Source organism: Prevotella melaninogenica (assembly GCF_018127925.1).
GTDB lineage: Bacteria > Bacteroidota > Bacteroidia > Bacteroidales > Bacteroidaceae > Prevotella > Prevotella melaninogenica_C.
In genome coordinates, this window is sequence record NZ_CP072348.1 from 1,279,553 (window position 1) to 1,291,849 (window position 12,297).

9 protein-coding genes are annotated in these 12,297 nt (G+C 42.7%); 1 reads left to right on the forward strand and 8 read right to left on the reverse strand.

Going from position 1 to position 12,297, the window contains the following annotated elements; translation table 11 throughout:
* Positions 1-1,175: 1,175 nt before the first annotated feature.
* A complete protein-coding gene (locus J4861_RS10825) occupies positions 1,176-1,778 on the reverse strand; it encodes a ribonuclease HII (protein ID WP_211816839.1) in 603 nt (200 codons plus the stop codon).
* Positions 1,779-1,945: 167 nt separating this feature from the next.
* On the opposite strand from J4861_RS10825, the gene J4861_RS10830 reads away from it, so the two are divergent.
* A complete protein-coding gene (locus tag J4861_RS10830; protein ID WP_211816840.1) occupies positions 1,946-2,227 on the forward strand; it encodes a hypothetical protein in 282 nt (93 codons plus the stop codon).
* Positions 2,228-2,322: 95 nt separating this feature from the next.
* Here J4861_RS10830 and J4861_RS10835 read toward each other — a convergent pair whose 3' ends face one another.
* The 7 genes from J4861_RS10835 to nusA form a co-directional block, all read right to left on the reverse strand.
* Positions 2,323-3,540 (reverse strand): aminotransferase class V-fold PLP-dependent enzyme, encoded by a 1,218-nt coding sequence (locus J4861_RS10835; RefSeq protein ID WP_211816841.1) that lies wholly within the window; start codon positions 3,538-3,540, stop codon positions 2,323-2,325.
* 67 nt (positions 3,541-3,607) lie between these two features.
* On the reverse strand, positions 3,608-4,951 hold the full coding sequence (gene sufD, locus J4861_RS10840) for a Fe-S cluster assembly protein SufD (RefSeq protein WP_211816842.1): 1,344 nt from the start codon (positions 4,949-4,951) through the stop codon (positions 3,608-3,610).
* A gap of 99 nt (positions 4,952-5,050) precedes the next feature.
* A complete protein-coding gene (gene sufC, locus J4861_RS10845) occupies positions 5,051-5,809 on the reverse strand; it encodes a Fe-S cluster assembly ATPase SufC (RefSeq protein WP_211816843.1) in 759 nt (252 codons plus the stop codon).
* 12 nt (positions 5,810-5,821) lie between these two features.
* Positions 5,822-6,181 carry a hypothetical protein gene (locus J4861_RS10850; RefSeq protein ID WP_249110839.1) on the reverse strand — a complete coding sequence of 120 codons (360 nt, stop codon included), beginning with the start codon at positions 6,179-6,181 and terminating at the stop codon, positions 5,822-5,824.
* A 63-nt stretch (positions 6,182-6,244) separates the two neighbouring features.
* On the reverse strand, positions 6,245-7,690 hold the full coding sequence (gene sufB, locus J4861_RS10855) for a Fe-S cluster assembly protein SufB (RefSeq protein WP_036885711.1): 1,446 nt from the start codon (positions 7,688-7,690) through the stop codon (positions 6,245-6,247).
* Between the two features lie 350 nt (positions 7,691-8,040).
* Positions 8,041-10,896, reverse strand: a complete 2,856-nt coding sequence (gene infB, locus J4861_RS10860; protein WP_211816845.1) for a translation initiation factor IF-2 — start codon at positions 10,894-10,896, stop codon at positions 8,041-8,043.
* Positions 10,897-11,031: 135 nt separating this feature from the next.
* Positions 11,032-12,297 carry a transcription termination factor NusA gene (gene nusA / locus J4861_RS10865; RefSeq protein WP_004358716.1) on the reverse strand — a complete coding sequence of 422 codons (1,266 nt, stop codon included), beginning with the start codon at positions 12,295-12,297 and terminating at the stop codon, positions 11,032-11,034.

Below are 12,297 nucleotides of genomic sequence, written 5' to 3' on the forward strand. Positions count from 1 at the left end.
TATGATTACCCCCAATTAGGTGGTTTTACAAGGAGAATAAACTACATAATAAACGTAATTAGGTGCGATGTCTATTTGTCTTCTACAAACAACTTATTCCCTTATTAGTTGAGATTTGTAAACTATTTTTATGCGGTACAAAACTAATACATGCTCTTTTGACTTCTAAAAGACGCTTAATAAGCTTGCAAAAGGTGCCCTTTAAGACGCTTACTAACGCCCTTTTGAAGTCCAATGAAGCATCTTTTATTTTACTACTTTATAACTAATTGACTTCCATGTGGTTATAAACCTACTTCTTGTCTGTGTTTTTGCCGTTATTTATAGATGTCTTATTTGAAAATATGTAATGATATTTCAAACTCTTGTATGTAGATTTTCGAAGTCTTAAAATGAAAAGGTTTTCTGTGTCAGAGGCTGATGATAGGATAGATCGTTGACTGTCTTAGCTATGGTTTTGTTTAATGAGTAACTTCGCTTCTTCCGTTAAAGCAATACGAAAAGCGTCCACACATTTAACGGAAGAACCCCAAATCTGCCATTAGATCGTAATAGTGACTATTAATATTAATCTAAACGAGCAATATCACACAATCTTTAGAAAAAGAAAATAACTTAACAAACATGCTTAGTAACAACAAAATAAGGTTCTTCAGGAATTTGGAGTGATAAAGTAAGCTTACTACATATTAAGGTCACACAGAGAGGGGGAGAACACGGAGGTGAAAGCAGACAATCTCACGGAGGTGCCGAAGGCACAAAGAGCGACAGAGGCGTAGTGTACATATTGCTGATAGCTTTGGTAATAAACGAATAAACGTTTTAAGAAATCTTGCAAAACACTGCTTTGTAATGAAGTAGACCAAAGTATTAATAAAACTCGTAAATATCCTCTGTCCCTCCACGCACCAACGGTGCCTCTGTGCCTAACGATTGCTACTATATAAAACCTCTGTGTTCTCCTTTACTCTGTGTGACCTATCTTCAAACTTCTAATCTCAAAAGGTATCACTCCAAATTGCTGAAGACCCCATTTTTAAACCGAATTTAGGCTCTTATTAGTATCTTGTCTGTCTTTGTAACTTGATGTTAGTCCACAATGGTGGTGTTACAATAACAAACAAGATGCTTAACAATACAACAAAATCAGTTTAGAAACATATACTCAATTAGGCTTAAAAGTCAAAAGAGAGCTGCCCATCACCCAAAAGGTTATAACTTTTGCGATGATAAGGTGTGATACCATGTTCACGAATAGCCTGACGATGCTTCTTCGTTGGATAACCCATATTGGATTGCCAGTCATATTGCGGATATTCCTCAGCCAAAGAGAGCATATAGTCATCACGATAAGTCTTGGCAAGGATTGAGGCAGCTGCAATAGAAAGATACTTCCCATCTCCTTTAACTATGGTTGTTGAAGGTAGATCTTGGTAAGGCTTAAAACGATTACCATCAACGATAACCGCTTCTGGACGTACCTTCAACTGGTCCAACGCTCGATGCATAGCCAAGAAAGAGGCGTTGAGAATATTTATCTTATCTATCTCTTCAGGCGTAACGATACCCACTGCCCATGCAATAGCATCACGCTCAATCTCCTCACGAAGTGCATAACGCTTCTTTGCCGTCAGCTTCTTTGAGTCGTTTAACAACTCATTCTGATAATCAGATGGGAGAATAACAGCAGCAGCATAGACACTTCCAGCAAGGCATCCTCTGCCTGCTTCGTCGCAACCAGCCTCTATTAGGCTTTCATAATAATGACTTTTCAGCATGAGCAATAGGTTTTAAAAGTTAAAGAACCTTTCATTTTAATCTTATATAACAAATATTTTTTGCAGAGTGAACATTCCTTGCACAATACACAATTACTTTTGCAAACGTAAACCAAGGAATGTTTTACACATCATTTATATATAGCAACAATTAAAGAACAAAGAATATGAAAAAAGAATTGATTCTTACAGAGCGTAACGCATCGTACAACGAGCTTAGTCGTTTCTTCACAGACGCAGCTGCATGGTTACAAACTCCATTGGAGTGGCTACGCAATTATTACAGCTCTGTCCTCGAACGGGAAGTGAGTAGCAAGCAGGCTTCGTATATCACACAAGCTCAGTTGGCTTTGATTCTGACTATATTCCCGATTGTTTCATCATTACTATTACAAGGAGTATTCCTTACTTGGTTTGCCTTCAGCCTTTATAAGTGTAAGAAGGGATAAGAACCTCAGTGTACACCTTGTATATCTGCAAGAAAACAGGCGTTCATAAGCGTAATGAAACGCATATAAACGCCTGTTTGAATCTACTTATTTCCTTAAAACATCATTGCAATACGCTTGATGCCTGCTACCAAAGCATCCACTTCCTCACGTGTGTTATATAATCCGAAGGAGGCACGAACAGTACCAAGGATACCAAGGCGATCCATCAAAGGTTGTGCACAATGATGACCCGTGCGGACAGCAATACCTAACTGGTCGAGCAATGTACCAAGATCCATGTGGTGAATATCACCGACATTGAAACTGATAACAGCATCACCGCTGTCATTGTTATGTCCATAGATGTGCATCCCCTCTATCTCACGGAGCTGCTGAAGCGCATAACGTGTGAGTTCTTGTTCATGGGTGAGGATATTATCCATACCCAAAGAAGTAACATAGTCGATAGCAGTTGCAAGTCCGTGCGTTGCAATATAATCAGGAGTTCCTGCCTCAAACTTCAAAGGGGGACGCTCAAAGGTCGTCTTCTCAAAGCTAACACGCTCTATCATCTCACCACCACCTTGATAGGGAGGTAGTCGGTCGAGCCACTCTTCTTTACCATAAAGAACGCCCACACCTGTCGGACCATACACCTTATGACCACTAAAAGCGAGGAAATCGCAATCTAAGTCTTGCACATCAACAGCAAAGTGAGGAACGCTTTGCGCACCATCCACTACTACAGGAACACCGTGTTCGTGGGCGATACGAATCATCTCCTTTACAGGATTGACGGTTCCAAGAACATTGCTTACCTGCGTTACACTAACAAGCTTTGTACGTTCGGTGAAGAGTTTTTCATATTCTTCAAGCTGAAGTTCACCCTCATCGGTCATAGGAATAACCTTTAGCACAATCCCCTTACGCTGTTCTTGTAGCTGCCAAGGCACAATGTTTGAATGATGTTCCATGGTAGAAACTATCACTTCATCGCCTTCCTTCATGCAGCCTTCAACAAAACTGGAAGCAACGAGATTCAAACTCTCTGTCGTACCACGTGTGAAGACAATCTCAGTTGTTGAACGAGCATTGATAAACTTCCGCACTGTCTCACGTGCTGCCTCATGCAAGTCAGTAGCCTGTTGTGACATCCAGTGTACACCACGGTGCACATTAGCATTTACATTGAGGTACTCTTCCTGCATAGCATCCAACACACAGAGCGGTTTCTGTGTGGTAGCACCATTGTCAAGATAAATCAGGGGTTTACCATAGACGGTGCGTGAGAGAATTGGGAAGGATTCCCGAACTTTCGTTATATCGTACATCTTTTATTGGGCTAATTGGGCTAATAAGGCTAATAAGGCTAATAAGCCCAATTAGCCTAATACCAAATTACTTACACAAATCGCAACCTTCACACTTATCAAGCTCACCACGGAAACGCTTCTCTACCAAATGGTGGAGACGGTCGCGCAGTGGTTCAAGCTCCATCTTATCAATTACCTCATTGATAAAGGCAAACTCAAGGAGGAGCTTTGCTTCTTTCTTATCAATACCACGCTGCTGCATGTAGAAGAGCGCAGCATCATTAAGCTGTCCTACTGTTGAACCATGATTACACTGAACATCATCAGCATAAATCTCAAGCATTGGCTGGGTGAACATACGAGCTGTCTTGCTGGCACAAAGGTTACGGTTGTTCTCTTGTGAAAGCGTCTTCTGCGCGCCCTTGCGAACAAGAACACGACCAGCAAAAGCACCAACTGCATTATCATCAAGTACGTACTTGTAAAGTTCGTTACTTGTGCAATGAGGTACTTGATGGTCGATAAGCGTATTGTTGTCAACGTGCTGACTCTTATCAGCTATCACACAACCATTACAGAAACATTCGCTACCCTCTCCCTTGAAAACAAGGTCGAGCATATTGCGAGTAACTCCGTTATGCAATGTAATGACATTGTGGCTTGCACGTGAATCACGCTGCTGCTCGATATATACATTCGACACGCGTACATTCTTTGCATGTGTTTCCTCAAGACAATTCAACTCAAGATTAGCATTCGCACCTACGTAGGCTTCGATTACCTGTGTAGCAAGGAAGTTACGGTCGTCAGCAGCATGGTCACAGAAGAGGAACTGCGCCTTAGCACCTTCTTCAAGAACAATGAGTACTCGACGGTTGACCATCAAGTCAACATCTGAACGAAGGATATTGATTACTTGTATGGTACGCTCAAGCTGTACATTCTTAGGCACATAGATAAAGAGACCATCTTGTGCAAGCATTGTATTCAAAGCTGTTATCGCATCTGCCTCAGTATTGGCAAGACGACCATAATACTTCGCAACCAACTCAGGACGCTCAGTTGCTACATGATTCAAGCTGTCAACAATAACACCATCATTAAGTTTTGCCTTTGGAAGTGACTTACTGTAGAACTGATCATTCACTACGAAATAAAGAGAAGTGCTGAGATTTGGAACATCGCACTTGAAGGTATCATAAGGATTAACAGGAATCTCAAGACGGTTGAGATTCAATCCATAATCAGGTTCAAAGAGCTTTTGCATATCCGTGTACTTATAGCGTTCCACCTTCTTGGTAGGAAAGCCCTGTCGACGGAAGTCTTCAAAAGCCTTATCGCGTACCTCATTGAGCACAGGTGCAGCATGCTCTTTGATGAGTTGCTGCGCCTCTGTATAGAGGTCTATATATTGTTTTTCGCTTTGCATTGTAATTTCTTTTTGGAGGTTTTATCTAAAAGATAGCGGGACTAATACCACTCGTAATACTATTTTTATTAGAACTACAAGATACTCTTAAGCCACCGATTATTCCTCTGCATCAACCTCTTCCTTAATCCAATCGTAACCGCGCTGCTCAATCTCCTTTGCAAGTTCAGGACCTGCAGTCTTCACGATACGACCCTTATAAAGCACATGGATAACATCTGGCTTAATCATCTCTAACAGACGCTCATAGTGCGTAATAACAATAGCTGAAGTCGTTTCATTGTGCATCTTGTTTACACCCTCAGCCACGATACGCATAGCATCAACGTCAAGACCAGAGTCTGTCTCATCAAGAATACTAAGCTTTGGCTCTAACATTGCCATCTGGAAAATCTCGTTGCGCTTCTTCTCACCACCAGAGAAGCCTTCATTTACACTACGGCGAGAGAGATTTGAATCCATCCCAACCAACTGACGTTTCTCACGCATAAGTGCCATAAACTCTGCAGCCTTCATTGGCTCTAATCCTTCATAGGCACGCTTTGCATTGATAGCAGCCTTCATGAAGTTAGTCATACTTACGCCAGGTATCTCCACTGGATACTGGAAAGACAAGAAGAGTCCTTCATGAGAACGCTCCTCTGGCTTCATCTCCAAGAGATTCTTACCATTAAACAATGCCATACCATCAGTTACCTCATAGAGAGGATTACCTGTAAGTACTGCACTCAGTGTTGACTTACCAGATCCATTAGGACCCATAATAGCATGAATCTCACCATCTTTAATTGTGAGGTTGATGCCTCTTAATATTTCTTTGCCTGCGATGGTTGCATGCAGGTTTCTTACTTCTAACATATTATCTTTGCTTTAATTTTCTTTCACTAAAAATGAATTAACAACATCTAACAACGTATCGAATATGAAATCAGAAAAGTGATACTCACCACGAGCCATCTTTTCGATTCTCTCTTGCTCTATTTGCTCTTCAAGGAGCGAGGACGAATAAGCATCTTTACCAAAGAAAGACTTTGATTTCTTCTTATAAGGTGGTAAGTTACCTATCATCTCCGAGCCCGTAACTGTACGATAGAGACGAGTGTCAAAGGGCTTGGGTGTATACGGTAGCCCCATCACAGACTGGCATGTAATCGATGTATCCTGCTTCACTTGCTCATCAATCAAATATTTCTGCCACGGCTTTATTTGCCATGACTGGGCTTGAAGCATTGTTGTTAGCAGCAAGCCAGACGTGATAAGAATGACCTTTCGCATGTTGTATATTCAGTTATATTATCCTACCGTTCCTTCAAGTGTTACAGAGAGTAGTTTTTGTGCCTCAACAGCAAATTCCATTGGAAGCTTATTGAGTACGTCCTTAGCATATCCATTGACGATCAAACCAACAGCATCTTCAGTAGGAATACCACGCTGATTGCAATAGAAAAGCTGGTCCTCACTAATCTTCGAAGTGGTAGCCTCATGCTCAACAATAGCTGTATCGTTGTGGATGTCCATATAAGGGAATGTGTGAGCACCGCAGTCAGAACCTAAGAGAAGAGAGTCACAACTTGAATAGTTGCGGGCATTCTCAGCATTGGCTGTAGCACGAACCAAGCCACGATAAGAGTTCTGACTATGGCCAGCAGAGATACCCTTAGAGATGATTGTACTCTTGGTATTCTTACCCATGTGAATCATCTTCGTACCCGTATCAGCCTCTTGGTAGTTATTGGTTACAGCAACAGAATAGAATTCTGCCTGTGAGTTATCGCCCTTCAATACACAAGAAGGATACTTCCAAGTGATTGCCGAACCTGTCTCTACCTGTGTCCATGACAGCTTTGAGTTCACTCCACGCAGTTCGCCACGCTTTGTAACAAGGTTCAAGACACCACCCTTACCATTTTCATCACCTGGATACCAGTTCTGAACAGTAGAGTATTTTACTTCTGCATTGTCCAAGACAACGATTTCAACTACTGCTGCATGCAACTGATTCTCGTCACGCATAGGAGCAGTACAGCCCTCAAGATAGCTAACATACGAATCATCATCAGCTACAATCAATGTACGTTCGAACTGACCTGTATTAACCGCATTGATACGGAAGTACGAACTAAGTTCCATCGGACAGCGAACGCCCTTAGGGATATATACAAAGGAACCATCACTAAAGACCGCAGAGTTGAGTGCTGCAGAATAGTTGTCACGATAAGGAACAACACTACCAAGGTATTTACGCACCAAGTCTGGGTGTTCCTGAACCGCCTCACCGATAGAACAGAAGATAATCCCCTTCTCAGCCAACTGCTTCTTAAAGGTTGTCTTCACTGACACGGAGTCCATAATAGCATCAACTGCCGTACCACTCAAAGCCAATCGTTCCTCCAAAGGAATACCTAACTTATCGAAAGTCTTCTCTAACTCTGGATCAATCTCCTTATTCTTAGGCTTCTTCGCCAATGGATCAGCATAATAGGAGATATCCTGCAGATGTAACTCTGGCAAATGCAAGTGTCCCCACGTTGGTATAGGGAGTGTCTGCCAGTAACGGAAAGCCTTCAAACGAAAATCGAGGAGCCACTCTGGTTCCCCTTTCTTCTGCGAAATAAGTCGAACGACATCTTCGTTCAGACCCTTCGGAATGACCTCCGTATGTACATCAGTCGTAAAGCCGAACTCATACTTCTGCTCTGCGACCTTCTTTACAAATTCATTATTCTTGTTCTCAGACATTTGTTTTTGTGATTAAAGAGAGGGAGAATACTCTGGAGTCAAAAGAGTTAGAGGGAGTTAGAAGGGTTAAAGAGAATAATTACCTTTTCAGTATGCTTCTTTACCTCTAACGTTTAGCCCATCCAAATACACTATCTGTCTTTCCTATACCTATTGTTTAATTCATTTAAACCTATCGTTTCAATTCATCCAACAATAAGTTCTTAGTTTCCACCGTCTCTATTCTCAATACTTATATACACTCTGTGAACATACAATATGTATGCCACAAAGACCAATGGCAACATTTGTTACCATGAAAAAAAACCGCCTTTACTCCTTTGATGGAGAAAAGACGGTTTTTTATATTGTTACAATTTCTGTTCAACCTCAATCTCCGTGAAGGTTTCGATGATATCACCCACCTGTAAATCATTGTAATTGACAAGTGAAATACCACATTCAAGTCCTGTAGCTACCTCCTTCACATCGTCCTTATAACGCTTCAAAGCATCAATAGGAGCTGTATGGATAACGATTCCGTCACGGACTACGCGACCCTTATCCTTGCTGTGAACCTTACCTTCAGTAACCATACCACCAGCAACAGTTCCAACCTTGGAAATCTTGAAGACCTGTTTAACTTCAAACTGACCAGTGACAATCTCCTTCTTCACCTTATCAAGCATACCCACCATCGTTGACTTAACATCGTCGATAGCATCATAGATGACAGAGTAAGTATTGATTTCTACACCCTCACGGTCAGCCAAACGGCGTGCATCAGCAGAAGGACGAACCTGAAAGCCGACGATAACAGCGTCTGAAGCAGATGCCAACATAACATCGTTCTCAGAAATCTGACCTACAGCCTTACTGATAACATTAACATTAACCTTCTCTGTTGACAGTTTGATGAATGAGTCAGACAATGCCTCGATAGATCCATCAGTATCACCCTTAACAATGATATTCATCTCATGGAACTCACCACGAGCGATTCGATGAGAGATATCAGACAGGGTAAGACGAGTCTGTGTACGCAAGCCTTGCTCACGCTGCAACTGTTCACGCTTGTTTGCAATCTCACGTGCCTCCTGCTCTGTCTCCATAACATGGAAGGTATCACCAGCTGTTGGTGCACCATTCAGACCGAGGATGATTGCAGGCTCTGCTGGTCCAGCACTCTCAATACGCTGGTTACGCTCATTGAACATAGCCTTGATACGACCCCATGAAGTACCAGCGATAACATTATCACCAATCTTCAAAGTACCATTAGATACAAGAACCGTACTTACATAACCACGACCCTTATCAAGTGAAGACTCAATGATAGTACCTGTAGCCTTACGGTTAGGGTTAGCTTTGAGATCCATCATATCAGCCTCAAGAAGAACTTTATCAAGAAGTTCGTTCACTCCGACACCCTTCTTAGCACTGATTTCCTGACACTGATACTTACCACCCCACTCTTCAACGAGCAGATTCATTTGTGACAAGTCTTCACGAATCTTATCAGGGTTAGCTCCTGGCTTATCAATCTTATTGATTGCAAAGACCATAGGAACACCTGCTGCCTGTGCATGAGCAATAGCCTCCTTGGTAGTAGGCATCACAGAGTCGTCTGCAGCAATGATGATAATCACAATATCAGTAACCTGTGCACCACGAGCACGCATAGCAGTAAATGCTTCGTGACCCGGAGTATCAAGAAAGGTAACCTTACGGCCATTCTCAAGTGTCACACCATAAGCACCGATGTGCTGGGTAATACCACCTGCCTCACCAGCAATTACATTCGTATTACGGATATGGTCGAGCAAAGAAGTCTTACCATGGTCAACATGACCCATGACTGTCACGATTGGAGCACGTGACACGAGATCGTTCTCATCATCCTCCTCTTCACTAACAGCTTCCTGTACTTCAGCACTAACATACTCTGTCTTGAAGTCGAACTCATCAGCAACAAGGTTGATAGTCTCTGCATCAAGACGCTGGTTGATAGACACCATGATACCTACAGACATCAAGGTTGAGATGACATTTGTCACAGGAACATTCATCATTGTTGCCAACTCTGAAACAGTAACAAACTCTGTCAACTTCAATATCTTACTTTCCTTGCGCTCTGCCTTAGCCTCTGCATTCAGACGTTCTTGAACAGCATCACGCTTCTCTTTACGGTATTTAGCACCCTTCTTATTCTGACTCTTGCTTGTCAAGCGTGCAAGTGTCTCCTTTACCTGGCGTGCTACAGCCTCATCATCAACCTCTAAAGGCTTCTGATTACGATTGCGTTTCTTCTTACCCGCATTCTTGTTGCCACTGCCATTGTTGTTATTGCCTTTCTTACCATTCTGATTCTGCTGCTGATTAGCTGCAGCATTGATATCAACACGTTCCTTGTTAATACGAACGCGTTTCTTCTTGCCCTGACCATTACCCTGACCAGCTTTCTCTTCACGCTCTTTACGACGTTCCTCCTTACTCTTCTTCTTAGGGCGGGTACTCTGGTTCAAAGTGCTGAGATCAATCTTACCTAAGACATTCACCTTAGGTGTATTTAAGATTTTCTTCTCATTCTTGGTCTGGAACAAGCCATTATCTTTTTTCTCCTCTGCAACTGCAGGTTCAGCTGGAGTATTAGTAGCTACTGAACCAGCCTGTACCTTAGGCTCAGCCTTTACCTCAGCCTTAGCTACAGGAGTTTCATTCTTTTTAGGTTCAGCCTTCACTTCAACAGGTTTCTCAACCTTTGGAGCAACAGGTTTAGCCTCTTCTTTATTTACAGCAGGCTTCTTGCTTGCATCATGTTTCTCTACCTTTTTCTTCTCCTCTGCAGGTTCTACGGCAGCAGCAGGGGTAGGTTTGTTCTCAACAGGAGCAGCAGCTTTCTTTGCAGCTGGCTTATTCAGCTGATCAAGGTCTATCTTTCCGACTGGTTTATACTGCTGACGCTCAGCCTTCATGACTGCTTCGCCTTTATGTTCTGCAGCACTTTTCTTTTCTTTAGTCTTCTTCTGCAAAAGCTTAGCAGCGTCCTTCTTTACCTCCTTATCATTATTGAAGGCATCTACGAGAGCTTTATATTGACCCTCGCTTAGCTTGAAGTTAAGCTCATTCTTCACCTCGCCTAACTCTGGCTTCTTCTCTAAGAACTCCACTGCCGTTTGGAGTCCTATATTCAATTCACGAATTGCTTTGTTTAATCTGATGCTCATTAACTTTATTTTTCGGTGTAGGGTGTTGGTTGTTGATATGCCTTTTGGTAGAGAGGGGTTCCGAACATGGAGTTGCTGAATAGTCACACCCGTTAGCTTTCAGTCAACAGCCATCACCCACCAACCAATCACCTTTTACTGTTCAAACTCTGATCTCAATACGTTCAACACGCTATCAACGGTCTCTACCTCCAAGTCTGCCTTTTCAATCAGCATCTCACGTGGAGCGTTGAGTACCTGGCGCGCTGTGTCAAGTCCGATACCCTTAATGGCATCGATAACCCACTGATCGATTTCATCAGAGAACTCATCCAAGTAAATATCCTCCTCTGCATTCTGTTCGTCAAGTTCACGGAATACGTCGATGGTATAACCTGTCAGCATACTTGCCAACTTGATGTTCATACCGCCACGACCAATAGCAAGACTTACCTCCTCTGGCTGCAAGTAAACCTCAGCCTTCTTATTCTCCTCATCAACAGTCAAGCTGCTCACCTTTGCAGGAGCAAGTGCACGCTGAATAAAGAGTTTTGTATTTGCAGTCCAGTTGATAACGTCGAGATTCTCGTTGCAAAGTTCACGAACGATACCATGAACACGGCTACCACGTACACCAACACAAGCGCCTACTGGGTCGATACGCTCATCAAAGCTCTCAACAGCAATCTTTGCACGCTCACCAGGCATACGAGCAATCTTACGAATAGCTATCAAACCGTCATTGATTTCAGGTACTTCAGCCTCAAGCAGACGCTCAAGGAACTCTGGAGCAGTACGTGAGAGGATAATCTTTGGATTATTATTCTCATTGTCAACACGATGAATCACCGCACGAACAGTCTCGCCCTTACGATACTGATCACGTGGAATCTGCTCACCCTTAGGGAGAATCAACTCATTATTCTCTTCGTCAACAAGCAGAACCTCACGCTTCCAAGTCTGATAAACCTCACCAGAGATAATCTGACCAACACGGTCCTTATACTTGTTATAGAGAGAGTCATGCTCCAGCTCAAGAATCTTAGAAGCCAATGTCTGACGAAGGTTCAAAATAGCACGGCGACCGAACTTATTGAAGTCAACCTCCTCACTTACATCCTCACCTACTTCATAGTCTGCCTCTATCTTACGTGCATCTGTAAGGCTTATTTCCTTATTCTCATCCTCAACCTCACCATCAGCCACAACCACACGGTTACGGTGAATCTCGAAGTCGCCCTTATCAGGGTTTACAATCACGTCGAAGTTTTCGTCACTACCGAAAATCTTAGCGAGTACATTGCGGAAGCTCTCCTCCAAAACGCTCACCAATGTAGTACGATCGATGCTCTTGGTGTCTTTAAACTCCTTGAAGGTCTCGATCATATTCGGACGTTCTTCTTCTATTTTTCTTGCTGCCAT

Coding starts and splice junctions, on each gene's coding strand:
- J4861_RS10825 (WP_211816839.1), bottom strand. CDS start 1,778: ATGCTGAAAAGTCATTATTATGAAAGCCTAATAGAGGCTGGTTGCGAC.
- J4861_RS10830 (WP_211816840.1), top strand. CDS start 1,946: ATGAAAAAAGAATTGATTCTTACAGAGCGTAACGCATCGTACAACGAG.
- J4861_RS10835 (WP_211816841.1), bottom strand. CDS start 3,540: ATGTACGATATAACGAAAGTTCGGGAATCCTTCCCAATTCTCTCACGC.
- sufD (WP_211816842.1), bottom strand. CDS start 4,951: ATGCAAAGCGAAAAACAATATATAGACCTCTATACAGAGGCGCAGCAA.
- sufC (WP_211816843.1), bottom strand. CDS start 5,809: ATGTTAGAAGTAAGAAACCTGCATGCAACCATCGCAGGCAAAGAAATA.
- J4861_RS10850 (WP_249110839.1), bottom strand. CDS start 6,181: ATGCTTCAAGCCCAGTCATGGCAAATAAAGCCGTGGCAGAAATATTTG.
- sufB (WP_036885711.1), bottom strand. CDS start 7,690: ATGTCTGAGAACAAGAATAATGAATTTGTAAAGAAGGTCGCAGAGCAG.
- infB (WP_211816845.1), bottom strand. CDS start 10,896: ATGAGCATCAGATTAAACAAAGCAATTCGTGAATTGAATATAGGACTC.
- nusA (WP_004358716.1), bottom strand. CDS start 12,297: ATGGCAGCAAGAAAAATAGAAGAAGAACGTCCGAATATGATCGAGACC.